Genomic DNA, 26,299 nt, shown 5'->3' with positions numbered 1-26,299 from the left:
CTAGCGCTACCGGCAATGCCTGCCGGAGCGATATCGACACTTTCGAGGGTTTGTGAACATGCCTCTGCGCCGCTGTTTGCCCGCTGTACTGGTAGCCGCCGCCCTGATTGCCGGCTGCGCCAGCAACTCCACCATTGCTCCCCGCTATACCACCGAGAATCCCGATCTGCTGCGTATCGGTGGCGAGCGTCCTTCCAACCCCGACGTACGCACCGAAAACGCCGGCTCCTTCTGCATGGAGATCACCGAGCGTTGGAACGAGCATGGCAAGACACCGGACGGTCAGGTGCTCTGGGCCAAGGACACACTGCGCAAGGTCGTGCCCTGCCAGTAATCGATATCACGGATGTTTCCCTGAAGGGGCCCGGTGTGAACCACCGGGCCCCTTCGTTTTCTCGGTTCGACAAGAATCGAATTTCAAACGTATGCTTGAATCAATGACGCAGGTCAGGTGCGGCTTACCTACGCCGTTGTATGGTCTATGGTTAGTCGTTCAGGCAGTCTCTGCCTGCCACTGCCTGCCGCTGACGCGTGATTTCACAGGGAGGTCGGTCGATGAAGCGAGCTGTAACGCTCATGGCGCTCCTCGTCCTGGCTCTGGCCGGTTGCGACCGGGAGCAAGTCGATGAGGAAGAGTCTTCTGTCCGGGTGGTAAAGCTCGTCGAGGTGGGCGAGCGCAGCCTCGTGCCAAGCCGCCGCTTCGTCGGTCGCGTGGAGGCCGTGCGTACGGTCGACTTGTCGTTTCGCGTAGGTGGGCAATTGACCGAGATGCCGCCGCGCCAGGGGGAAGTAATCGAGCAGGGCGAAACGGTTGCCCGGCTGGATCCGGCCGATTACGAGCTGGCCGTGCGGCGCGCCGAAGCCGAATATCAGTTGGCCAGGCGCGAGATGGAGCGTACCCGGCACCTGCTTGATAACAACTCCATTTCCCAGTCGGCATTCGACGAGGTACGCACCCGCTACGAGCTTGCCGAAGTTCAACGCGACAGCGCCCGACAGGATCTCTCCTATACCACCATCGAGGCACCCTTCGATGCGCTGGTGACACGGCGGCTGGTCGAGAACCATAGCAATGTGCAGCCCAATACGGCCATCGTGCGTGTGCAGGACGTGACCGAGCTGCGAGTCAAGATCAACGTGCCCGAAACCCTGGTGCGTCATGTCAGCGACCCCGAGCGCTTCCAGGTCGAGGCCGAACTGCTCGCCGTGCCCGGCGAGCGCTTTCCGCTCGAATACCGCGAACACGTCACCGAACCCGATGTGGTGGCGCAAACCTACGAGGTGGATTTCGCTATCACCGAGCCTGCCGAGGTCGGGGCGTTGCCGGGCATGACGGTGTCAGTAGCCGTCTCGCTGATCGATGCCATCGACCATGGAGCGCTGAGTATCCCGCTCACGGCGCTCGACAAGGACAGCGAAGGCGGCTTTCGGGTTTGGGTGTATCATGCCGACGACCAGCGGGTAGAGCCGCGCAGGGTACTGGTCGGCGCGATACAGGGCGAGTCAGTGCCGGTTCTGGCTGGCCTGCAAGCGGGGGAGAGCATCGTCGCCGCCGGCGCTCACCTGCTGCATGAGAATGCGCGGGTGCGTCCCATGGAAGCGACTCTTTAGCCCGGGAGCAGGATATGGATATCGCCAAGTCGTCCATCGAACGGCCGGTCGTCACCTGGCTCATCGTCGTCATCTGCCTGGTCGGTGGCATTTGGGGCTTCAATAACCTCGGCAAGCTCGAGGACCCCTCGTTCACCATACCCAATGCCATCATCAACACGCCTTACCCCGGCGCGACCGCCCAGGAAGTGGAGGAGGAGGTGACCGAGCGCCTGGAAATGGCCATCCAGGAGCTGCAGCAGATCGACGTGATCGAGTCGCTCTCCATGCCTGGGCGCTCGGAGATCGAGGTCGAGGTGGCTTCCACCTACCGCAGCCACCAGCTACCGCAGATCTGGGACGAACTCAGGCGCAAGATCAACGATACCCAGGCGGCATTGCCCGAAGGTGCCTCGCCCTCGCAGGTCAATGACGATTTCGGCGAGGTCTACGGCATCTTTTACGCCGTGACGGCACCTGGCTACAGCGAGAGTGAAATTCGCGATGTGTCGCGCTTCCTGCAACGGGAGATCCTCACGGTGCCCAATGTGGCACGGGTCGCCACGGCCGGTGAGCGAGAAGAGGCGATCTATATCGAGATTCCCAACGAGCGGCTCACCACCCTCGGAATTCCCGTCGATCATGTGATCAATACCATCCAGACCGAGAATCAGGTTGCCGATGCCGGCTCGATGCGCATCGGTGACGATCATGTACGCATCGTCGTGCGCGCCGGGGTCGACAGTGTGGCCAATATCGAATCGATTCGTATCGGCCGTCCCGGTACCACCGAGCAGATCTCACTGGTCGATATCGCCACGGTAACGCGTCAAGCCGTCGAGGTGCCTGGCCATTTGATTCGGCACAATGGCGAGCCCGCTTTCACCCTGGCCGTGGCCGGTGTGGCCGAAGCCAATATCGTCGAGGTGGGCGAAGCCGTGGAGCGACACCTCCAGGCACTGGAAGGGCGCATACCGCTTGGCGTCGAGCTGCAACCCATCTACGAGCAACATCGCGTCGTAGACGAAGCAATCAACGATTTTCTGCTCAACCTAGCCATGTCGGTGTCCATCGTCATCGGCGTACTGTGTCTGTTCATGGGCTGGCGGGTCGGCATGGTGGTTGGCGCAACGCTGCTGCTCACGGTTCTCGGCACGCTGTTCTTCATGTGGGTGTTCGATATCGAGATGGAGCGGGTTTCGCTCGGCGCCCTGATCATTGCCATGGGCATGCTGGTAGACAATGCCATCGTGGTGGCCGAAGGCATGTTGATCAACATGCAGCGTGGCAAGGCGGTCAAGGAGGCTGCCAGCGAAGCCGCCGGCCGTACCCAGATACCGCTGCTTGGTGCCACGGTCATCGGTATCCTGGCTTTCTCGGGTATCGGCCTGTCGGATGACGTGACCGGCGAGTTCCTGTTCTCTCTGTTCGCAGTCATAGCGGTCTCGCTACTGCTGAGCTGGGCGCTGGCCGTCACCGTCACGCCGCTGTTCGGCTACTACCTGTTTCGTAACGCACAGCTTGGCAGCGACAAGGATCCGCATGGTGGGCTGATCTATCGCCTCTACGCCCACTTCCTGTCGCTGGCGCTGCGCCTGCGTGTGCTGACCGTGACCCTGTTGGTGGGAGTGACGGCAGCCTGTGCCTGGGGATTCACCTTCGTTTCGCAGTCGTTCTTTCCCGACTCGAACACACCGATGTTCTACGTCAACTACGAGTTGCCCCGGGGTAGCGACATCCGCGCCACCCGGCGCGATGCAGAGCGTATCGAGACTTATCTGCTGGACAAGGCCGGCGTCGAGGCGGTGTCGACCTTCATCGGTCGCGGGGCGACGCGTTTCATGCTGACCTATGCCCCGGAGCAGCCCGATCCCGCCTACGCCCAGTTCATCGTGCGGGCGGAGAGTCTCGAGCGCATTGCCGAACTCGATAGCGAAGTTTATGCCGAACTACAGGCGTTTTTTCCCGAAGCCCGGGTACGTACCCAGCGTATTCAGTTCGGCCCCGGCACCGGCGCTCAGATCGAGGCGCGTTTTCACGGCAGCGACCCGGTCGTACTTCGCCGCCTGGCGGATGAGGCCAAGGAAATCATGCGTGGCAATCCTGCGCTGATCGACATTCGTCAGGATTGGCGTGAGCAGGAAACCGTCGTGGCGCCGCAGTTCAACGAGGAGCGGGCGCGGATCGCCGGCGTGAGCCGCGACGAACTGGCTCAGACCTTGCAGTTCGCCTCATCGGGAGTTCGGGCAGGGACCTACCGCGAAGGCGACAGCTTGATCCCCATCATTGCCCGCCCGCCGGAAAACGAGCGGCGGAATGTCTCGCGGCTGGCCGATCGCATGGTATGGAGCAGCGCCGAGCAGCGCTTCATCCCCATCGCCCAGATCGTGGATGGCTTTGCGACCGAAAGCCAGGAGGCGCTGATCCATCGGCGCAATCGGGTACGGACCTTGACGGTTCAGGCCGATCCTGCCGAGGGATACACCGCCAATGCGGCCTTCTCGACCGTACGCGGGGCCATCGAGGACATGACGCTTCCGCCCGGCTATGCGCTCACCTGGGGAGGCGAATACGAAAACTCCAGCGATGCCCAGGAGTCCCTCGCCCGACAGTTGCCGTTGAGCTTCGTTGCCATGCTGGTGGTCTCGATCCTGCTGTTCGGCAAGCTGCGCCAACCCTTGATCATCTGGCTGGTGGTGCCCATGTCGATCTGTGGTGTGGTGATCGGCCTGTTGCTCACCGGGTTGCCGTTTTCATTTACCGCGCTGCTGGGCATGCTCAGCCTTTCAGGCATGTTGATGAAGAACGCCATCGTGCTGGTCGACGAGATCGATGCTCAGATCAAGACCGGCAAGGAGCGTCTGAGCGCGCTGTTGGATGCCAGCACCAGCCGTCTGCGTCCGGTAACGCTGGCTGCCGGCACCACCATCCTGGGCATGCTGCCGCTATTGTTCGACGCTTTCTTCAACAGCATGGCCGTGACGATCATGGGTGGGTTGGCCTTCGCCTCGTTGCTCACGCTGATCGCAGTGCCGGTGTTCTACTCGCTGCTCTTCGCCATCCCCGGACATGAGAGCCAACGCCAGGACTAGTGTAGAAAACGGCGCCAGGGCTAGCGCAGGGCCAGGCCGGACGACACGGCAGGATCCTCGCCCGAGGCATCGGGGGAATGATCGACTTCGTCCTCGGCGAAGTGGTACTCACCGCTCGGAGCGGGGCGGCAGGCGCCGCCGTCCGTTGATAAATAGGGACGCAAGATCGGCTCCATGCCCTTGAGCACCTGAACCGGCAGCGCCGAGGTGAAGCGGAAGTTGTCCGAGGCGCTGCCGGGTACATAGGCGGTAAGGGTGCCGAAATGATTTTCGCCGAGATAGAACACGAAGGTTGCCGTGCGGTTGCGCGCCCGGGAACTGATGACCTGGCCGCCGCGACCCACCGTTTCGATCCGGTTGTTGCCGGTACCGGTCTTGCCGCCCAGTACCAGCGGTGAGCCATCCTCGAGCGTAAAGCTGCCCTGAAGGCGTCTGGCGGTACCGCCTTCGACCACCTGCGACAGCGTTTCACGCAGCACCGCGGCCACTTCGGGAGCCATGACGCGCTGGGCTCGCCCGCCGGCCGGCAGGAAGCGTGTCTCGTAAGGGGTGTTGGCGGCGAAATGCAGCTCGTCGATGCGCAGGGTGGGTTGCCTCACGCCATCGTTGAGGATGATGCCCATCAGCTCTGCCAGCGCCGCCGGGCGATCGCCCGATGAGCCTATGGCAGTGGCCAGCGAAGGTACCAGATGGTCGAAAGGATAGCCCAGGCGCTGCCAACGCTCATGGATATCACTGAACGCCTCGACCTCTAGCATGGTGCGGATACGCACATCACGGGCACTGCGATGGCGTGTCCTGAACAGCCATTGATAGACCTCCTGGCGCTCGTCCGCGCTGGCGGAAGCGGCTTCGCCGAAGCTCGCATCGGGGTAATCGAGCAGATAGCCCAGCAGCCACAGCTCCAGTGGATGCACCTTGGCGATATAGCCCTGGTCGGTGAGCGAATAGTTTCCCGGCGCGTAGCGCTCGTAAAGCGTATCGATCTCGCGCTCGTTCAAGCGGGTGGTGTCGGGTAGCCAAGTGGTAAGAAAAGCGGCGAAATTATCGCGGCTGGCTTCGGGAAACAGGTAGCGATGGACGGCGGCAAGTCGTGGCGCCGAGACGTTGAGCCCTTCGAGGAAGGTAACGAGTCGCTGGTCGTTCTCCATATGCCGGTACTTGCGCCAGAAACGCTGCAGGTAGGTGCGTCCCTCGCTATCGGCAAACCGGCGCAGGTACTCCAGGCGCCGTGGATCGCCATCGTCCTCCAGCAGTTGGCTGCGAGGTTCGTTGCGATGGGTGCTGTAGCGTACCAAGTCGCGCATCAAGCGTATGAAAGGCAGGTTGAGCGATTCGCGCATGGCTTCGGCCAGGGTCGGGTTGCGCCCGTTGTCCTCACGACGGAAGTTGTTGAACGTGTGTCGTCCGCCTCCGGTGAAGAAGGCTTCCCCCGGGCTTGCCGAATAGCGCCGCTCCATGGCCATGTGCAAGAGTTCGTCGAGCCTTAGCTCGGGGGACTCGATGAGCCGGTCCAGGACCCAGCGGCTGAGCACGTCCTGACGATCGGTCTCGATCGCACGTAGCGCTTCACGGCTGCTCCCTGCGTGGCGTGCATGCAACTCGGCGATCACTTCCAGGTAGGTGGCCAGTACCCTCAGTTTGGCGGTGGACCCGAGTTCGAGTTTGCTGCCCTCGTTGATGTCGAACGGCTGATCGGTATTGTCGGTCTGCACGCGAACCATGAAGCCCTCTTCGCTGCGCTCGAACAGGGTGAAGCTGTAGCGCACGTCCTGGGTCCGGTCGGGTGACAGCAAACGGTCTCCCAACAGGCCGACTTCACCGGCGAACTCGGGGTCCGCCAAGCGATGCAGATAGCGAGTCACTTCCCGCTGAAGACTGGCGTCGAGAGTCGTGCGAGCGCTGAGGTCGAGACGGTCGAGGTCGTAGAGCGACATGCCCAGCATGCCGCCCAGGCGCTGGCGTGCGACCTGGATCGCCTTGTCGGCTTCCACACGCAGGCTGAAGGGCGTCTCGGTGTAATCACGAAACGTCAAGCGTTGCTCCAGCGCTGCCTGGGCGAGCGTATCCGGTACCACGCCTTCCTGGCGCAGCAGTCGCAGGTAGCTGTCGGTCAGGTCCTCCAGCGCCCGCCGACCGCCGGTGAGATACCATGAGGGACGTCGCTGCGCGATCATCAGCGCCACGACCTGACGCAGGGCAAGCCCCTGCTCGGTGCGCTCGTCGACCGCGTCGAAGCCTATGGCCAGACGACGATTGAACGTATCGAAATCGGTACCGAACCAAGCCCACAGGCCATCGCCGATACCATGCACTTCGCCATAACCGGGAGCGGCCGATAGCGGCACGGTATTGAGGTAGTCGAGCGCCACGTCCTGGCGAGCCGTCATGGTCTGGGGGCCGTGTCGGTAGCTGCGTACGCTGGCCGACACCATCTGGCGCAATTTTTCCCGGGGCGAGTAGGTCAGCCCTTGGGGAGAGTGGCGATATTTCTCGAGCTGAGTGGCAAGCGTGCTGCCGCCGGCGGCCTGGCCGGGCAGATCCAGGGCACGACCCACCTGCGACAGGGCCGCTTTGGTGAAGCGCGGCCAGTCGACGGCGGGGTTGGCGTAGGGCGTGCTTTCGTCCAGCAACTGGCGGTTCTCGATGAACAGCAGGACGTCCAATACGAGCGGTGGAATCGAGTCGAAGCTGGGGTACTGGCGCCCTGGATAGCGGAAGTGATAGAGCGTATCGCCCCGGCACTCCTCGATGAGCAGGCCGCCCTGGGTCTTCTCTGCATAGGGCGGGAAGAAGCCGCGGCGAGTGTAGTCGAGCAGGGCAGGCGAGAAGCGTGCCTGCTCGGTGACCTCATAGCCGCGAACCAACAAGCGTGACTCGAACTCGGGAAGTAGGGTATAGCCCAGGCGCTGATCGAAGGGACCGTGGCTGGGAAACTGTATCTGCTGGCTGCGACCGGGCTCTACCGAATAGCGCAGCGTTGCGGCATAGCGCGAGAGTTCCTGAGCCTGGAAGTGCGAGGTCTTGGCTTCCGCCACCAACAGCGTGGCGAGCGTCACGCCGAACAAGAACAGCAGAATACCCAGGCCCAGGTAGAGATAGCGATGCGACGGTGGCGCCTGAGGCGCTGGCGCGAGCGCCGGCTCCTGGACAAGGGGCGAGCGCCTCTCCAGTGACTCGCCTGGACCGAGCCACGCCACGGTCGACGAATTCCGGCGTGACGAAGAACCGCGCGCACCCATACGTCACTCCCACTAACCGCAGCCTGTTAATTTTGTTTTAGCGCAGTCCGGCGGAGCGATAAAGTGGTTGCTAAAAAAGAATTTGTAACAAGGCAGGGCACCCTACCTGGCGCGATAGATGCCGAAATGCCTCAACCCCCGGTCATGCAGGTGCAGGGCCTGCATGCGGCTCATCACGCCCTGGTCGCAATAGAGCAGGTAGCGGCGGTCGTCGGGTAGCGTTTCGGCGCGCGACTGGAGTTCGAAGAAAGGAATTTCCAGGCACTCCACCTCCCCAAGCATGAGCGGTGCGGCTTCGCGTTCCGCCGGAGGGCGAATGTCAATCACGCTGACCTCCGTTCCATCGGCCGTAGACAGGTCGGTCACCACCTCCAGGTGCGGTTCGTTGCCGGACTCTTCAGCTGGCAGAGCGTCCAGCAGGCGGTCGGAACGGGTTTGTACGGCATGCTCCACGGCGGCATCGAGCACGCTGAAGTCGAAGTTCGACTCGGCCGCAACGACCTTGTCATGGCGGGCCTGGGTATTGGGGCGTTGGGATACAGCGCCGCACACTTCCGGCATGCCCTCGGCGAACGGAGCAGTGCCGATCTGGCGAGCAGTATCGATGATCGTCTGCTTGTCCTCGGCAATCAGCGGTCGCAGGATCGGCACTTCGCTGGCCTCGTCGATGAGCACGAGGTTAGTGAGACTCTGGCTCGAAACCTGAGCGATGGCATCGCCGGTCACCAGCATGGGAATGCGCGAGCGTGCCGCAATACGGCTCGCTGCCCGGACCATCATGCGCTTGAGCACGACGCCGATGAGGCCGTCGGGAATGCTGCGCTGCAACTCCGCCACGACGCCCTCGAAGGGCACCGAGATGAACCTGACCCGATGGGAGCGTGAGTAAGTCTCCCACAGATGGTATGCCACCTTGCGCACGGCTGCCTCGTGGCCGGCGCCACCCAGTTCGAAGAACAGAAAATGGGACTTGATACCGCGACGCATCATCTTCCACGCCGCAACGGGGGAGTCGTAGCCGCCCGAGATCAGCGTCAGGGCCTGACCCTGCAGTCCCATGGGATAACCGCCGAGCCCAGGCCAACGCTGGCGCACGAGACGCAGGCGGTCCTCTATCACCTCGACTCGAACGTCCACGTCAGGAGCCTTGAGGCGAACCCGGGCGCCGGGAGCGGCGTCGAGCAGTACCTGGCCAAGGTAACGCTCGAGCTGTTCGGAAGAGAATTCGTGCTCACCGCGGCGTTTCGCTGTTATGCGAAAGGAACGTCCAGCGATCGCATCCCGCCATACCGGCAGCAAACGTTCAGCGGTGTCCTCGAAGGAGACGAAGGGAATCTCCTCGACACACTGTACCTCGTGGATACCTGGAATACGGCACAGCATCTCTTCCAACTGATGGCGCCATTCGAAGGCTGCATCGTCCGAAATGCGCACCTTCAACTCATCCCAGCCCCCTTGAACGTGAAGCGTATCGCCGAGCGGGCGCAGCACGTTGCGAATGTTGCCGACCAGGCAGCGTGTCATCTGGCGCCGCACGGAGCGTGACTTGATGGTGATCTCGGGGAATAGCTTCAGCAAGTAATACATTGGCAATGCACTTGTAAAAGATTTGAAAAACAATTGCTTGCCATTATACCAGAGGATGCGGCGCGCAGTGGGAGGTCGTCGATGGGCGCCCCTGGGGCGCCCAGACGGCAATGGCTTAGTAGAGGGCCTGTTCCTCGCTGACCACCTCCTTGAGCAGTTCCAGGAACAGTTTGTCGGCTTCAGAGTGCTCCTGCGGGTCTTCGGGGATGTGCACGCTCGTGGTGTCCGAGATCTCGTTGGCGATACGAGTCAGGGCGTCTTCAGGGTTGCCTTCGCCGAAGTGCCGGCGCGCGATATCGAGCGACTGCTCGAGGATGCGGGGGTCCTGAAGCAGCTTCTTGATGAAACCGCGCAATTCGTTGATGACACGCGTTTTCTGAATTTCGGATGAGGCTGACATGACGTCTCTCCTTATGCTGATGGCTCATGTCGATGATGGGCTGACGATAGCATGTTTGGAGGTTGTCGGGAGAGTGGCGGATGGCTTACGAGAGCCGCCCAGGATGCAGGTTCAGTGGGCTCATGCTCGATATAGGTCGTACCCATACGAAAGGTTGAAAAACAGCGATCAGAAACTATTGGACTTTTCAGTCGCCTCGGTTACGCTAGTTTACAAAAGTGAGAAAAAGGCCTGAAAAAGACCTTAGGATTCAGCTTCTGAAAGTAATCTTAGGCGAATCTGTATCGTCCTTTGCTTACATACTTGTTACAATTCGCGCCGCAAAGGGCACTCGCTTCGGCAGGCCACGGTTTTTGAAAGGGAATCGGGAATGGATGCACCATCCGGTCTTTCCGGATGAGCCCCGCAATAACAAAAACATGTCTCCACAACTCGACGGATTGCCTGTGTAGACGGGGCATCCGAATCATGAAAGGGAACACCCATGACACATGCTACTGACCTCTCTCGTGCCCGACGTATGGCCAAGGCCATGATGGTGGGTTCATCGCTTGCGCTGCTCCCCCTGTCCGCCGCGGTGGCCCAGACCCTGCCGCCCGGGCTGGCTGCGCCGGGCTCCGCTGACATCCAGCAAGTGGTGCGCCAGGCACTCACCACCAATCCAGAGGTCAAGGCCGCTCTGAACGGCTTGAGCGCCGCTGGCCATGACGTGGGCGTAGCGCGTGGCAATTACCTGCCAAGCATCGACCTGGCGGCTGGCATCGGTCGTGAAGAGCGCGAAGGCGATGGGCGCGGCAGCTACGATACCGATTTTGCCGAACTGCGCCTGACCCAGATGATCTACGACGGTTTCGCCACGCGCAGCGAGGTCGAGCGTCTCGATCGTGCTCAACTGGTGCGTTACTACGAGCTGCTGGGTGCCAGCGAGAACGTGGCGTTGGAAGCCACGCGTGCCTATCTCGACGTCAGTCGCTATCGCGAGCTGGTACGCCTGGCCCAGAACAACTACGCCGATCACCTGCGCGTCTTCAACCAGATCGAGGAGCGCGTGCGCTCCGGCGCCGGTCGTGGGGTCGATCTCGAGCAGATCAGCGGCCGTCTGGCCCTGGCCGAATCGAATCTGATGACCGAGGCATCGAATCTGCACGACGTCACTGCACGCTACCAGCGTATCGTCGGCGACCTGCCTGCGGAGAATCTGGCGCCGGCCCCCCAGCTCGACAGCCGCCTGCCGCCTTCGGTTGCCGAAGCGGTCAACCTGGCGTTCCAGGGCAACCCCGACTTTCATGCCGCCATCGAGAACATCGAAGCGGCCAAGGCCGAGCAGACTGGTACTCGGGCCGGTTTCCAGCCGCGCCTGGACCTGCGCGGTCGTACCGGCACCAATAACAACGAGAACGGCTTCGATGGCTTTGGGCGGCGCGACCGCCACAGCATCGAACTGGTTGCCAGCATGAACCTGTATCGTGGCGGCAGCGACCTGGCTTCGTTCCGGGCGGCCAGCGATCGCGTGGAGCAGGCCATCGATCAGCGTGACCTGGCTTGCACCAACGTGCGCCAGACCACCCAGATCGCCTTCAACGACACCCAGCGCCTGCGTGAGCAGATCCGCTATCTCAACGACCACCGCCAGTCGATCGATCGCGTGCGCGGCGCTTACCAGCAGCAGTTCGACATCGGTCAGCGCACCCTGCTCGACGTGCTCGACAGCGAAAACGAATACTTCGAGGCAAGCCGGGCCTACACCAACGCTCAGTACGACATCGCCCTGGCCGACGCTCGCACGCTGGCTGCCATGGGCCAGTTGATGCAGGCGCTGGGTGTGATGCGCGACGACATGCCGACCCTGGCCGAGCTGGGCAGCGACGGCGTGGCGCTCGACCCCAGTATTCTCTGCCCGGTCGACGGACCCATGGGCTACACACTGGCCGACTTCACTCGCGGCATCAGTGCCCCGGCTCCGACTCGGGCTCCCGACATCACGCTCTCAGCCGATGCCCTGTTCGCGGTCAACAGCGCCGAGCTGGGCCCCGATGCGCGTCAGGAACTCGCGGACCTGGCGGGTCAGATCCGCAGCCGAACCGACCTGGCCCGAGTGTTCATCGCCGGTCATGCCGACAGCACCGGCAGCGATGCCATCAACGATCCGCTCTCACAGCGGCGGGCCGACAGCGTGGCGGACTACCTGGTCAGCCAAGGCGTCGATCGTGGCCTGATCCAGACTCGCGGCTACGGTTCCCGTCAGCCGGTTGCCTCCAACGATACGGTGGAAGGACGGCGTCAGAATCGCCGTGTGGAGGTTACTCTCGAGCGCGTGGGCGAGAACCTCGATCTCGGTGCGGCATCTCAGTGGACGAGCGATATGCACCAGGCGAGCGGCGCCGAGGAGCAACCGAGCATCGCCAGCGTCTGGGCCGATACCCAGCCCGTGGCAAGCCTCTACGGTGAGCTGGAAACCGCAGCACAAGACGAGCGGCAGACAGTGAACGTCGAGCAGGGCACCTACCTGCAGGTCGTCGCACTGCGCAGCTCCGAGCGTGCGCAGAGCGTAGGCCATCAGCTCAGCGATACGCTGGCTCAGCCGATGCGGTTGGTCAGCACTGCCGACCTGCATCGGGTGCAGCTTGGCCCCATCGGCGATCCCGGCGAACTGGCGGCCCTCCGGGCCGAACTGAAGCGCCTTGGCTACGCCGATAGCTACGTCGTACAAGGTTGAACGACCTGGGGTAAATGCCGTCTGTTCCGGGTTCGCTCAGTTCAGACGGTGAACGTTATCTAGCTCGATCCCGTCCGGCATTGCCGGGCGGGCCTCATCCCCGAGGTCCCCGTGACGCAGCAAGAAGTACTGGATTCCTCATTAGAGGCTCCCCGCTCGGCAATTCGTGACGAACTGCTCGAGTGCTTGCAGACCATTACCCTGGCCCACGACCATGCGGTGACGCCTGATTCGTTGACCGCAGGCTTGCCGTTGGAGGAAGGGCGTCTCACCCCGGGTGTGTTCCCCAGGGCGGCTGCACGAGCCGGCATGACGGCGCGCATCGTCAAGAGCAGACTGGTGCAGCTCAATCCGGCACTCTTTCCCGCCGTGTTGTTGCTGGAGCCAGGTCGTGCCTGCGTGCTCGTGGCGCTGGATATCAAGGCGCGCCGTGCCAGGGTAATCTTCCCGGAGCTTGGCGATGCTGCCACCGAAGTCGATCTCGACGGACTGAGCGAGAGCTACAGCGGCCAAGCCATCTACGTGCGCCCGCGCTTCCGCTTCGACGCGCGTGGTCCGGAAGTCGGCAAGCAACGCTCACGCCACTGGTTTTGGGGCGTCATACGTGAAAACCGACGGCTCTATCGCGATGTGATCGCCGGCTCCGTCATCATCAATCTGTTTGCCGTGGCCATGCCGCTGTTCGTGCTCAACGTGTACGACCGCGTGGTCCCCAACCACGCTACTGAAACGCTCTGGGTGCTGGCCGCCGGCATCTTCATCGTGCTCTGTTTCGATCTGGCGCTGCGCATGATGCGCAGCGCCTTCGTCGACCTGGCGGCGAGCCGGGCCGACGTCAAGCTATCCTCGAGGATCATGTCCCAGGTGCTGGGGCTGCGCATGGAGGCCAGGCCCGCATCGACGGGATCGTTCGCCTCGACCCTGCAATCCTTCGAGTCGGTGCGCTCCTTCATCGGTTCGGCCACGGTGGTGGCATTGGTTGATCTGCCTTTCGTGTTGTTTTTCGCCGCCATCATCGCCCTGATCGGGGCGCCGCTGGCGCTGCCGGTGTTGGCAGGTATCGTCGTCGTGCTGCTCTACGCCATGGCGGCCCAAGGCAAGCTGCACGAGCTTTCCGAAACCACCTGGCGAGTCAGCGCCCAGCGCAATGCCACGCTGGTCGAATCGCTGTCACACCTGGAAACGGTCAAGACCCTGCGGGCCGAGAGTCGTCTCCAGGGAAGCTGGGAGAAGGCGACGGCTTTTCTCTCCCGCACCTCCGCCCAACTGCGTCTGGTCAGCACCTCGGTTTCCAACGTGGCGATGTGGGCCCAGCATACCGTGGCGGTCTGCGTAATCCTGATCGGGGTCTACCTGATCATCGACGGTAACCTCACCCAGGGTGGGCTGATTGCCGCCTACATGCTGTCGTCGCGCGCCATGGCGCCGGTAAGCCAGGCCGCGGCACTGCTGGCCCAGTACCACCAGTCGTCGACTGCGCTGAAATCCCTCAACGATGTGATGCAGCGCCCGGTGGAGCGGCCCGATGGCAAGTCGTTCATCTCGCGGCCGGTCATTCACGGTGAGATCCGCTTCGACAAGGTCTCCTTGCGCTATCCGGACGAAGAGCGCGATGCGCTGCGCGATATCTCGCTCAAGATCGAGCCCGGCGAGAAAGTGGCGCTGCTGGGGCGTGTCGGCTGCGGCAAGACTTCGCTCAACAAGCTGCTGCTCGGGCTTTACGTGCCCACCGCAGGCTCGGTGATGATCGACGGTGTCGACCTGCGCCAGTTCGACCCCGTCGAGCTGCGGCGCCACATCGGCTACGTGCCGCAGGACGTGAGCCTGTTCTTCGGCTCGTTGCGCGACAACATCGTGGCCGGCGGTGGCAGTGATGGGGTCAGCGACGAGGCACTGCTGCGCGCGATCAAGCTCAGCGGCCTGGAAAGTCTGGTCAATAGCCATCCCCACGGGGTCGATCTGCAGGTCGGCGAGCGTGGGCAGATGCTCTCCGGCGGACAGCGTCAGGCCGTGGCCATCGCCAGGGCGCTGGTACACGACCCCCAGGTCCTGCTGCTCGATGAGCCCACCAGCGCCATGGATCATGCCAGCGAAGAGGCCTTCAAGAGCAATCTCAAGCAGTACGGCCAGGGCAAGACGCTGGTGGTGGTAACCCATCGCACCTCGCTATTGTCACTGGTCGATCGCATCATCGTCATCGATGCCGGCAAGATCGTCGCCGACGGCCCGCGCGACAAGGTCGTGGAAGCGTTGCGCAAGGGCCAGATCGGGAGGGCCAGCTAATGACGGTCATGAATCCCAAAATGAAAGGCAAGAGCGCAGAGCAGCAGGGGTTCGAGGCGATCGGTCGTTTCTCCGAAATGGGCGGCAAGCCGTTTCGCCCCTTCATCGATCGGCTCTTCTCCAAGCGCGTCACCTCGGCCCACCTCAATCGCGACTGGGCCAGCGATGCCGACTGGGCGCGCATGCAGCAAGATCCGATCAGGGCGCGCCTGTTCCTGTATACCGTGCTACTGGCTTTCGCCGCGCTGATCGCATGGGCCTACTTCGCTTCGATCGACGAAGTGACGCGCGGCACCGGTCGGGTGATTCCCTCGAGTCAGTTGCAGAAGGTGCAATCGTTCGATGGCGGCGTGGTGCAGCAGATCCTGGTTAGGGAAGGAGAACTCGTCGAGATGGGGCAGGTGCTGATGCGTATCGATCCTACCCGCTTCATTGCCAACTTTCGCGAGAACCGTGCCCAGGCCCTGGCGTTGCGTGCTCGCGCCGAACGGTTGCGCGCACTATCGACCGACACGCCGTTCAATCCCGACGACGAATTGCGTACCGAGGCACCGGAGATCGTGGCCCAGGAGCGCGAAGTCTACGAGAGCCGGCGCGAGGAGCTGCGCGAGCAGGAGAGCATCCTGCGCGATCGCATTCGTCAGCGCGAGGAAGAGCTCAATGAGGCCAAGGCGCGGCGCGATACCGCCCAGCGTGAAGCCAACATGGCCAGCCAGGAGTTGAATCTGACGCGGCCACTGTTGGCGTCGGGAGCGGTCTCGGAAGTCGATATCCTGCGTCTCGAGCGTGAAGTTTCCCGCGCCACCGGCGAGCGTAACCAGGCGACTGCCTCGGTGGCACGCCTCGAAGCAGCCGTGGAAGAGGCGCGCACTCAGCTGCGCGAAGTCGGCGTGGAACGGCGCAGCGGCTGGCGTAACGACCTGGCTGATACCCTCGGTGACCTCGGCGCGCTCGACGAGTCCAGTGCCGGCCTACAGGATCGGGTGCGCCTCGCCGAGGTGCGTTCGCCGGTGGATGGCGTGGTGCAGCGTTTGGGGATCAACACCCTGGGTGGCGTCGTTCAGCCTGGTCAGGAAGTGGTAGACATCATTCCCAGTGACGACCAGTTGCTGGTCGAAGCGCGAGTCGCGCCCCAGGACATCGCCTTCCTGCGCCCCGGCCAGCCCGCCACCATCAAGCTGACCGCTTATGACTTTGCCATCTACGGTGGTCTTGCAGCCGAGCTGGACCACATCAGTGCCGACACGATTACCGACGATAACGACAACACCTTCTACTTGGTGCGCGTGCGAACGCTCGAAGGAGAAAACCTGGGCAGCGACATTCAGGTCATTCCCGGCATGACCGCCCAGGTCGATATCATGACCGGCAAGCGCACCGTGATGCAGTACCTGCTCAAGCCCGTGCTACGGGCCTGGAGCGACTCCATGGGGGAACGATGATGGCAGTTCTGTTCATCAGTCAGAAGCGTGCTGATATCCCACGCCTGCGCAGCGCCTTTCCTGATCTTCGGCAGGTCGGCCCTGAGCAGGCGCGTCGTATCGCGAAGCGCGGCGACCAAGCCTGGCTCATGACCGACCATGCAGAGTGGCCTGCCTTGGCAGCAGCCTTGGCCTCACAGGGCGCCACCATCGTCGTGATGTCCCTAACACCGAGTGAAGCGGAAGCGCTTCAGGCGCTGCAGGCCGGTGCCAGGGGTTACCTGCATGCGCTTTCCCCTCCTGAGTTGCTGGCCCAGGCAGCGCTGGTCACTGGCAATCAGGGCGTTTGGGTGCCGGCCGAGCTGTTGAGCAAGGTGATCGGTGCGGCATTCACGACCCTTGGCGGGCGCGAGAACTTGCCGGTGGATAGCCTGGCCATGCTGACGGAGCGTGAGCGTGCCGTGGCATTGGCGGTGGCGGAAGGGCGCAGCAACAAGGAGGTCGCCCGCCTGCTCGACATCACCGAGCGTACGGTCAAGGCGCATCTCGGAGCGATATTCCGCAAGCTTGGCGTACGCGATCGCATGCAGTTGGTGCTCAGATTGGCCAAGCAGGATGAAAACGTGGCCTGAAAGTTAAATATTCTTTAGTAAAAGGCTTATCGGAAACGATAAGCCTTTTTTTATCCGTATTGCGCATATTTAGGCCTGAACTGTCCATCGGTTCAATGTTCCTTGATCTTCCTGCGACGTAATTTGTGCCGAAACGTTCATCGGGGCGTTTATCCCCAGTCAAGAAGACGAAACAGGAAGCACAATGGTCAAAGTCATTTCGATTACGGGTCAGGCTTGGGCGCGCGACGCCGACGGAAACCTGCGCGAACTGCGCGTGGGCGACACCATTCAGCAAGGCGAAGTGCTGATCACCTCGGATGGTGGAAGCGCTCAGCTCGACTTCGGTGACGGGCTGAACCCGACGCTGGTCGAAGGTGACGAGCAAGTGGTCATGACGCCCGAGCTCGATGGCGACGAACCCACCGATGCCTCTGAGTTCGCCGCTCTCGATCAGGACATCGAGGCGCTGTTGGCCGCATTGGACGACGACAGCATCGATCTTCTCGACATACTTGATGCGACTGCAGCGGGTGCTGGCCCTGGCGGTGCCGCCGATGGTGGCCATGGCTTCGTGCGGCTGGCGCGCATCGCCGAAGACGTCAACCCGCTGGCGTTCGAATATGGCCTGGGGCTGGCCAGCGAGCTGCCCGAAATCGAGGGAGGCGCCTTTCTGGCAGGAGAAGAAGAAGCAGAGGCGCCAGCTGAGATCGAGCCGCTTCCGCCCGGCACCATTACGGTCTCCATTCAAGACTTCAATAGCCAGAATGTGACACAAGTCTTTCTGGTCGGTACGACGACCAATGTCCCCGCGGGCAGCATCGTCACTCTCGTCATTACCGATCAGGCAGGCAATACGGTGACGACGACGGCAACGGTGGATGCCGAGGGCAATTACCAGACCGAAGTCGATCTCAGTGAATTGGTGGATGGTCCCATCTCCGTTGAGGCCCGTGTCGTGGACCAGATCGGAGAAACACGGACGGCCGAAGACGACGCGGTCAAGGATACGTTTGCCGAAGCGACGATCACCATCGATACCATTGCCGGCGACGACGTAATCAACGGCGAGGAGGCCCAGGGGCCCGTCACCATCACCGGCAGCGTGGGCGGCGACGCTCGTGAGGGCGACACCGTCACCCTGACCGTGGGCGGCGAGACCTTCACCGGCACCGTGACCAGCGACCTGACCTACGTCATCGAGGTGCCGGGCAGCCTGCTGGCCCAGCACGACAACGTCGAGGCCAATGTCAGCGGCAGCGACGAGGCCGGTAACCCCTACAGTGCCGACAGCGAGCGTCCCTACCAGGTCGTGCCTGATATCGTTCAGGTGGGACCGGAAGCCGATCCTGCTATCGGCAACGTGACCGTGACCGAAGGTGAATCCGCGCTGTTCAAGGTCGTCCTTTCCAACGCCAGCCCGCACAGCAATACCTATACGCTCGAACTCGAGAGCGGTACGGCCACGCTGGGTGAGGACTTCACCGGCGACCTCACCTTCAGCAACGGAGTGACTTACGATCCGTCCACCGGCCTGATCACGGTGCCGGCAGGCGTGGCCGAATTCACCGTAACGGTACCCACCATCGACGACGATCTGGTGGAAGACTCCGAGACCTTCACTCTCACCGTGGGGAATGTCACGGGAACTGGCACCATCCTGGACAACGACGTCGCCGATGGCGGTGAGACGGTCACTACCCTGGAAGACACGCCCCTTTCCGGCAATGTCCTCGACAATGCCGAATCCAACGTCGGTGAACTGTCGGTGACCGGCTTCGAGGTGGAAGGCGTTACCTACGCACCCGGTCAGACGGCCGTGCTCGAGGGCAAGGGCACGCTCACGTTGGAAGCGGACGGTTCCTATCACTTCGAACCGTACCAGGACTACAGCGGCCCAGTTCCGCCGGTCAACTACACCGTCACCAATGGCCTCAAGACGGTGAACTCCACGCTCGATATCAGCGTCACGCCGGTGGCCGACACGCCCGAGGTCAGTGTGAAGCTGGCCCAGAGCGGCACCGTGGAACTCACGCTGGGTGGCCCCAACGTGAATGATCCACAAGGCTTCAGCGTCGAAGCGTTCAAGAATGGTGGCGCTGGCGAGATCAGCATTCGCTCGTCGGGTTCACCGACCGGCTTTGGCGTCGCCGGTCCTGCATCCGACGGAGCAGACAGCGAAATCGGCAACGGCGAATCGCTGTTGGTGACCCTGGATACACCCGCGCAGTCGGTCTCCTTCCAGCTTGCCTGGCTGGCAAACGGGGAATATGCCAAGACCACCGTCCACTACACGGATGGCTCGTCCGAATCGTTCGTCATCAGCGGCAACAGTGCGGAAGGCGGTTTCGACGGTATCGGCGAGGCTGCTACCCGTCAGGCGCCCGAGGGCAAGTGGATCGCCGGGATCGAGTTCAGCACTCCCGCGGAAGGCGAGGAGCACTTCAGCGCTGGCAACGACTACCTGGTGCACCAGGTGAGCTATGTAGCTGCCACGACCTACGATGTTGAGATCGTCGCGACACCGACCGACATCGACTTCTCCGAGTCGATCGTCGCGGTGGTGGTCGAGGTGCCGGAGGGCGTTACGCTGTCTGCCGGCGAGCGCAACGAAGATGGCACCTGGACGCTGCCGCTGGAAAGCGACGGCAGCTACACGGTATCCGTCGATCCGGTGACTCAGGAGGTAACGATCGGCGGGCTCGTCATGATCGTGCCCATCGATTACACCGACCCGGTGACATTGACCGTGACCGCAACGGCCCAGGATGGTGCCGACACGGCGGATGGTACGGCTTCGCTGATCGTTCCGGTCGCCACCATCACCATCGACACCATTGCCGGCGACGACGTGATCAACGGTGAAGAGGCCGAGAACCCGGTCACCATTACCGGTACCGTGGGCGGCGACGCCCGCGAAGGCGACACCGTCACCCTGACCGTGGGCGGCGAAACCTTTACCGGTCTGGTGGGCGAAGACCTGACCTACGCCATCGAGGTGCCGGGCGAGCTGCTGGCCGAGAACAGCCAGATCACCGCCGAGGTAACCGGCAGCGACAACGCTGGTAATGCCTACCGCGCCGACAGCGCACGTGGTTACGGCATCAATCTTAGCGCCGAAGCGACGATTACCATCGACACCATTGCCGGTGACGATGTGATCAACGGCGAGGAAGCCACTCAGCTCATTACCATCACCGGCAGCGTGGGCGGCGACGCTCGCGAGGGCGACACCGTCACCCTGACCGTGGGCGGCGAGACCTTCACCGACACCGTGACCGGCGACCTGACCTACGCCATCGAGGTGCCGGGTGAACTGCTGGCCGGGAACAGCCAGATCACCGCCGAGGTAACCGGCAGCGACGACGCTGGCAACCCCTACAGCGCTGACAGCGAGCGCCCCTACCAGGTCGTGCCCGATATCGTCCAGGTGGGGCCGGAAGCCGATCCTGCTATCGGCAACGTGACCGTCACCGAAGGCGAATCCGCACTGTTCAAGGTTGTCCTTTCCAACGCCAGCCCGCACAGCAATACCTATACGCTCGAACTCGAGAGCGGCACGGCCACGCTGGGCGAAGACTTCACCGACGCGCTGACGTTCAGCCACGGCGTGACTTACGATCCGTCCACCGGCCTGATCACGGTGCCGGCGGGTGTGGCCGAGTTCACCGTCACCGTGCCGACCATCGATGACGCGCTGGTCGAGAACACCGAAGCCTTCACCCTCACCGTGGGTGGCGTCGAGGCGACCGGCACCATCCTGGACAACGACACTGCGACCATCACCCACGTGGGCGATGCTGACGGCGACGTGGCCGGCGTGACCGTCACCGAAGGCGAGGCGGCGGTGTTCACCGTCAAGCTCTCCAACGAGAGCGTCAACGACGAGACCTTCAGCCTGACCCTGGCCAGCGGCACGGCCACCCTGGGCGAAGACTTCACCGACGCGCTGACGTTCAGCAACGGCGTGACGCTGAACGCCGATGGCACCCTCACCGTGCCGGCGGGCGTGATCGAGTTCACCGTCACCGTGCCGACCATCGATGACGCGCTGGTCGAGAACACCGAAGCCTTCACCCTCACCGTGGGTGGCGTCGAGGCGACCGGCACCATCCTGGACAACGACACTGCGACCATCACCCACGTGGGCGATGCTGACGGCGACGTGGCCGGCGTGACCGTCACCGAAGGCGAGGCGGCGGTGTTCACCGTCAAGCTCTCCAACGAGAGCGTCAACGACGAGACCTTCAGCCTGACCCTGGCCAGCGGCACGGCCACCCTGGGCGAAGACTTCACCGACGCGCTGACGTTCAGCAACGGCGTGACGCTGAACGCCGATGGCACCCTCACCGTGCCGGCGGGCGTGACCGAGTTCACCGTCACCGTGCCGACCATCGATGACGCGCTGGTCGAGAACACCGAAGCCTTCACCCTTACCGTGGGTGGCGTCGAGGCGACCGGCACCATTCTGGACAATGACGTGGCCGATGGCAGTGAGACGGTTACTACACTGGAAGACACGCCCCTTTTCGGCAATGTCCTCAGCGATGCCGAATCCAACGTTGGCGAACTGTCGGTGACCGGCTTCGAGGTGGAAGGCACGACCTATCAGCCCGGCGAGACGGCCGTGCTCGAAGGCAAGGGTTCGCTCACGATCGGAGCGGACGGTTCCTATCACTTCGAGCCGTACCAGGACTACAGCGGTCCGGTGCCACCGGTCAGCTACACCGTCACCAATGGCCTCAAGACGGTGAGCTCCACGCTCGATATCAGCGTCACGCCAGTGGCCGACACTCCCGATGTCAGCGTGGCACTGAGCAAGAGCAGTCCGACCCTCCAAGCCGTGGATCTGTCCAGTGCTCTCAAGCCGGCCGGTTTCATGGTCTCCGCGCTCAAGGACGGTGAACCTGGCGAGCTCAGCATCAAGGACACCGGAAACCCGACAGGCTTTGGTGTCGCGGGTCCGGCATCAGACGGTGATGGCTCGGAAATCGGCAATGGCGAATCGCTGTTGGTGACCCTGGACACGCCCGCGCAGTCGGTCTCGTTCCAGCTCGCCTGGTTGCGCACGAGCGAGTATGCCAAGACCACCGTTCACTACACGGATGGCTCGTCCGAATCGTTCGTCATCAGCGGCAACAGTGCGGAAGGCGGTTTCGACGGTATTGGCGATGTCGTAACCCGCCAGGCGCCCGAGGGCAAGTGGATCGCCGGGATAGAGTTCAGCACTCCCGCGGAAGGCGAAGAGCACTTCAGCGGTGGCAACGACTACCTGGTGCACCAGGTGAGCTATGAGGCTGCTTCGGCCTATGACGTTGAGATCGTCGCGACACCAGCCGACATCGACTACTCCGAATCGATCGTCGCGGTGGTGGTCGAGGTGCCGGAGGGCGTTACGCTGTCTGCCGGCGAGCGCAACGAAGATGGCACCTGGACGCTGCCGCTGGAAAGCGACGGCAGCTACACGGTATCCGTCGATCCGGAGACCCAGGAGGTAACGATCAGCGGGCTCGTCATGATCGTGCCCACCGATTATACCGACCCGGTGACATTGACCGTGACCGCAACGGCCCAGGATGGTGCCGACACGGCGGATGGTACGGCTTCGCTGAACGTTCCGGTTGCCACCATCACCATCGACGAAGTGTCCGGTGACGATGCGATCAACGGTGAAGAAGCCCAGGGCGACGTCACCATCACCGGCAGCGTGGGCGGCGACGCCCGTGAAGGCGACACCGTCACCCTGACCGTGGGCGGCGAGACCTTCACTGGCCTTGTCGGCGAGGATCTGACCTACGCCATCGACGTACCGGGCGAGCTGCTGACTCAGCACGATAACGTCCAGGCCAGCGTCAGCGGCAGCGATGAGGCAGGTAATCCGTACAGCGCCGACAGCGAGCGGTCCTACCAGGTCGTGCCCGATATCGTCCAGGTGGGGCCGGAAGCCGACCCCGCTACCGGCAACGTGACCGTGACCGAAGGCGAAGCCGCGCTGTTCAAGGTCGTCCTCTCCAATACGAGCCCGCACAGCAATACCTATACGCTCGAACTCGAGAGCGGCACGGCCACGCTGGATGAGGACTTCACCGGCGAACTCACCTTCAGCAATGGAGTGACTTACGATCCGTCCACCGGCTTGATCACGGTGCCGGCGGGTGTGGTGGAATTCACCGTGGCGGTACCCACGGTCGACGATACGCTGGTGGAAGACACTGAGACCTTCACGCTCACTGTGGAGAATGTCACGGCGACCGGTACGATCCTCGACAATGACACCTTCTCCGTCTCCGGCGTCTCGCAGGCATCGGATCGGGATGTCAATAGCAACCAGGATGGCAGCTCCGAGACGGACATCGTTTACAAGGGGAGCATCGAGGGTGAGTTCTCACCGGAGGTAACGCTGGCCATCGATGGTACCGAGGCATCCGGACTGACTTCCAATGGTGAGTCGATCGGCTATAGCTGGGATGCCGATAGCCAGACCTTGACCGCCAGCACGGATTCCGGCGTCGTGTTCTTCGTAACGCTGGATGCATCGAACGGTGAATATTCCTATCAGCAGTTCCAGGCTATCGATCACCCGGACATTGCGGGAGCCGATCACAGCATGGATATTCCGCTGACCCTAGTGGCGCTGGATGTCAACGGCAATGTCATTACCGACTCGAATTTCACGATCACGGTATTCGATGATGCGCCGGTGGTGTCAGGTAATCTGGTAATCGAAACCGAGAACGACGGAGACTTCGCAACGTCGGGTTACCTCTCCCAGGCAACGCTCTCTAACGATTTGACCAGTGTCTCCTGGAAGACCGACGGTCTGCCGCAGCTTGTCTTCGATGGCCTGCCGGTGAACTACGTCGACCATGGCGATGGCACGCTGACCGGCGAACTGGAAGACGGAACGCTGATTTTCCGTGCGCAAATCGATACGAGTCAGGCCAATGCCGACAATAGCCCGCGCTACAGCTTTGAACTCCTCAATTCGTTTGGAAAGCTCGGTGCCATGGAGGGCGTCACGGAGTACACCGATATCTCTGGCGGCAACAGTGCTAACTATGTAGTGAGTTTCGGTGATTTCCTCATCAATAGCATGATGGCAACGAATGGTGAGGCGGCAGAGTCCACGGTAAATACGAATAACAACTGGATTGGTGTCGGCGGCAACTGGTTCAATCCAGGTGAGAAGCTCACCATGGCGTTTGCCGATCCCGACGACAATCAGGGGCAGGTTCGCGGCATGGGCCTGTCCGTGCAAGGCCAAGGCGGTGGTAGTTACACCCTGCATTGGGAGGCCACTGGTGTCGATGCCGCAGGCAATAGCGTAACCTGGTTCGGAACCTTCGACGGCTCCGGCAATAAGGCAACAGATTTCACTATTGCGCTGGATGGTCGGGCCGTCTATTTCTCCAATCTGGTGATCACGGGCGTGTCCGGAGAGTTCCGTATCGGCCTGAAAGGCGTTGTGGCCAACAACTACAACGACGATATCCCGTTGGATTTGGCCTACACGCTCACCGATGCCGATGGCGACACGGCCGAAGGTGGTATCAATGTGACCTTGACTGGGCCGGCAACGTCACCGGACGGGCCTGCCAACCCCGACCCGCTTCCCGAAGCCGCGGGTGGCCAGGTGGAAGGCAGTGAGGATACTGCGCTGGTACTCCAGTGGCAGGATTTTGGAGCCGCCGCCGATACGGCACTCGATATCATCATCACCCAACTGCCCGAAGCCGGCACGCTGGAGGTTCGCGATGCCGGTGGCGAGTGGCACCCGGTCGCCGAGGGCGAACGGTTCAGCCAGGCAGGCATCGAGGCTGGAAACCTGCGCTTCATGCCGGAGGCCAATGAGTCAGGGTTCGACGGCTACGGTGGCGATGGTGTCGGCAACCTGCAGGCCGACTACGCCCATATCGGCTTCAAGCCGGCGGTGGGTGATAACGTTGGCGAGGAGGCAACGCTGCGGGTGGATATCACCCCGGTCGCGGATGCGCCGGACGTTGCGCTGACGGTCACTGCGGGTGAAATCCATGGCGGAGACAGCGCCGAGATCATCAAGGTCAATGGTGGCAGTGAAGTCGCGGGTGGCTTCGACGTCCAGGATGGCCAAATCGTCCGGATCGGTGATGGTGTGCGGGTGTGGCTGACGGAAGGCGACACAGTGCCGGAAATCGCCAATCCAGGCTCCGCCAATGCTGGTGTCGTTGCTTACTACACGCAGGGTAATCACGGCGGAGAGGGCCAATATGCCGATATCTTCGTGGTGCACTCGAACAGCGGCTGGTACTACAGCCAGTCGGACTGGAACCACAGCGAACTGCGTGGTTTGGACTCGGTGCATGGCAACCGGACCGAGGATGGCGATGATGCCCTTAGGGATTACATCTTCGTGGTTCAGGAGGAAGGCTTCGAGTATCAGGTCGGGTGGAGCACGAACAACAATGCGAACACACACGTCAACACGCTAGATGGTGTGTGGGTGGGCTACGTGAGCCAGAGCGGATCGGGCTCGCTGATCAGCCAGGTCAGCAATAACCTCGATGGCGTGATCTTCGGCGACGGCAGCTATGCCACACCCAATGCGCCAGAAATCGAGACCGTGTCTGGCGGTGAGGCTTACCAGGAGTTCTTGGTCGACATCTTTGCACAACTGATCGATACCGATGGCAGCGAGATTCTTGCGGATATCACGCTGACCGGGATTCCTGCAGGCGCCAGTGTCGAGCTGGTCACGGCTGCGGAGGGCGTGTCGGTAGCGCCGGGAGCGGATGGCAGCTGGGTCCTGACCCACTCCGACCAGACAGCGCTGACCGATCTATCGCTGGTGGTTCGGGTGCCGCTTGAGGATGCTGGTGCATTCAGCGTGGTTGCTCATGCCACGGCGCAGGAAATGGTCGGTTCCGTTGTCGTGGACGCTGCCACAACGCTTGTCGGTAGCAACGGCGATGACATCCTCATTGGCGGTGCCGGCGACGATATCCTGATCGGCGGCTTGGGCGACGACGTCTTCCAATGGAGCTTCGGCGATCAGGGAAGCGAAGGCGACCCCGCTAAAGATACCGTCAAGGACTTTGGCACGGGGCATAACGTGCTGGATCTGGCGGACCTGCTCCAGGGGGAGAGCGAAGGCAATATCGATGGCTTCATTGTCGCGGAGCAGGAGGGCGACGATACCGTGCTCTACATCAAGCATGACGGTGGGATTGAGCCGGATGGTAGCAATGCCGATCAGAAGATCGTGCTGGAAAACTACGCGATGGGAGAGATGACTTCCGGCGAGTTCCTCCAGCAGCTGCTGGAGCAGAACCAGCTGAATATCGACCCCTAATACAGATCCGATAATCCTGGCTTGCCCCA

11 protein-coding genes are annotated in these 26,299 nt (G+C 62.2%); 8 read left to right on the top strand and 3 right to left on the bottom strand.

Annotation, left to right across the window (positions count from 1 at the left end; genetic code table 11):
* Nucleotides 1–58 precede the first annotated feature (58 nt).
* From EKK97_RS13145 to EKK97_RS13135, 3 genes are all read left to right on the top strand, one after another.
* Nucleotides 59–334 (top strand): hypothetical protein, encoded by a 276-nt coding sequence (locus EKK97_RS13145; RefSeq protein ID WP_159552475.1) that lies wholly within the window; start codon nt 59–61, stop codon nt 332–334.
* 242 nt (nt 335–576) lie between these two features.
* Entirely contained in the window at nt 577–1,611 is a 1,035-nt protein-coding gene (locus EKK97_RS13140; protein ID WP_236551217.1) for an efflux RND transporter periplasmic adaptor subunit, read from the top strand.
* 14 nt (nt 1,612–1,625) lie between these two features.
* Nucleotides 1,626–4,682 carry an efflux RND transporter permease subunit gene (locus EKK97_RS13135; protein WP_159552471.1) on the top strand — a complete coding sequence of 1,019 codons (3,057 nt, stop codon included), beginning with the start codon at nt 1,626–1,628 and terminating at the stop codon, nt 4,680–4,682.
* A 20-nt stretch (nt 4,683–4,702) separates the two neighbouring features.
* Here EKK97_RS13135 and EKK97_RS13130 read toward each other — a convergent pair whose 3' ends face one another.
* From EKK97_RS13130 to EKK97_RS13120, 3 genes are all read right to left on the bottom strand, one after another.
* Nucleotides 4,703–7,882 (bottom strand): transglycosylase domain-containing protein, encoded by a 3,180-nt coding sequence (locus EKK97_RS13130; protein WP_159552469.1) that lies wholly within the window; start codon nt 7,880–7,882, stop codon nt 4,703–4,705.
* A gap of 144 nt (nt 7,883–8,026) precedes the next feature.
* Entirely contained in the window at nt 8,027–9,511 is a 1,485-nt protein-coding gene (gene thiI / locus EKK97_RS13125) for a tRNA uracil 4-sulfurtransferase ThiI (protein ID WP_159552467.1), read from the bottom strand.
* A gap of 115 nt (nt 9,512–9,626) precedes the next feature.
* Nucleotides 9,627–9,911 (bottom strand): hypothetical protein, encoded by a 285-nt coding sequence (locus EKK97_RS13120; RefSeq protein ID WP_159552465.1) that lies wholly within the window; start codon nt 9,909–9,911, stop codon nt 9,627–9,629.
* 484 nt (nt 9,912–10,395) lie between these two features.
* Here EKK97_RS13120 and EKK97_RS13115 point away from each other — a divergent pair, with 484 nt between their 5' ends.
* The 5 genes from EKK97_RS13115 (at nt 10,396) to EKK97_RS13095 (ending at nt 26,270) form a co-directional block, all read left to right on the top strand.
* A complete protein-coding gene (locus EKK97_RS13115; protein WP_159552463.1) occupies nt 10,396–12,627 on the top strand; it encodes a TolC family outer membrane protein in 2,232 nt (743 codons plus the stop codon).
* 111 nt (nt 12,628–12,738) lie between these two features.
* Entirely contained in the window at nt 12,739–14,910 is a 2,172-nt protein-coding gene (locus EKK97_RS13110) for a type I secretion system permease/ATPase (RefSeq protein ID WP_159552461.1), read from the top strand.
* A 20-nt stretch (nt 14,911–14,930) separates the two neighbouring features.
* Nucleotides 14,931–16,352, top strand: coding sequence for an HlyD family type I secretion periplasmic adaptor subunit (locus tag EKK97_RS13105; RefSeq protein WP_159552459.1), 1,422 nt, complete (start codon nt 14,931–14,933; stop codon nt 16,350–16,352).
* The gene (locus EKK97_RS13100) at nt 16,352–16,963 is read left to right on the top strand and encodes a response regulator transcription factor (protein ID WP_340162863.1); all 612 of its coding nucleotides are present in this window, start codon (nt 16,352–16,354) and stop codon (nt 16,961–16,963) included. The genes EKK97_RS13105 and EKK97_RS13100 overlap by 1 nt, the downstream gene beginning before the upstream one ends.
* Before the next feature lie 184 nt (nt 16,964–17,147).
* Nucleotides 17,148–26,270 carry a retention module-containing protein gene (locus EKK97_RS13095; RefSeq protein WP_159552455.1) on the top strand — a complete coding sequence of 3,041 codons (9,123 nt, stop codon included), beginning with the start codon at nt 17,148–17,150 and terminating at the stop codon, nt 26,268–26,270.
* Nucleotides 26,271–26,299 lie beyond the last annotated feature (29 nt).

The sequence above is a fragment of the Billgrantia tianxiuensis genome, from assembly GCF_009834345.1.
Classification (GTDB): Bacteria; Pseudomonadota; Gammaproteobacteria; order Pseudomonadales; family Halomonadaceae; genus Halomonas; species Halomonas tianxiuensis.
The sequence above is the reverse complement of the archived record's forward strand: the minus strand, read 5'-3'. Positions and strand labels throughout refer to the sequence as shown.

Bases quoted from the DNA above. Each gene is read 5' to 3' on its own strand.
- EKK97_RS13135 (WP_159552471.1), top strand. From the start codon at position 1,626: ATGGATATCGCCAAGTCGTCCATCGAACGGCCGGTCGTCACCTGGCTC.
- EKK97_RS13145 (WP_159552475.1), top strand. From the start codon at position 59: ATGCCTCTGCGCCGCTGTTTGCCCGCTGTACTGGTAGCCGCCGCCCTG.
- EKK97_RS13115 (WP_159552463.1), top strand. From the start codon at position 10,396: ATGACACATGCTACTGACCTCTCTCGTGCCCGACGTATGGCCAAGGCC.
- EKK97_RS13105 (WP_159552459.1), top strand. From the start codon at position 14,931: ATGAAAGGCAAGAGCGCAGAGCAGCAGGGGTTCGAGGCGATCGGTCGT.
- EKK97_RS13100 (WP_340162863.1), top strand. From the start codon at position 16,352: ATGGCAGTTCTGTTCATCAGTCAGAAGCGTGCTGATATCCCACGCCTG.
- thiI (WP_159552467.1), bottom strand. From the start codon at position 9,511: ATGTATTACTTGCTGAAGCTATTCCCCGAGATCACCATCAAGTCACGC.
- EKK97_RS13095 (WP_159552455.1), top strand. From the start codon at position 17,148: ATGGTCAAAGTCATTTCGATTACGGGTCAGGCTTGGGCGCGCGACGCC.
- EKK97_RS13140 (WP_236551217.1), top strand. From the start codon at position 577: ATGGCGCTCCTCGTCCTGGCTCTGGCCGGTTGCGACCGGGAGCAAGTC.
- EKK97_RS13120 (WP_159552465.1), bottom strand. From the start codon at position 9,911: ATGTCAGCCTCATCCGAAATTCAGAAAACGCGTGTCATCAACGAATTG.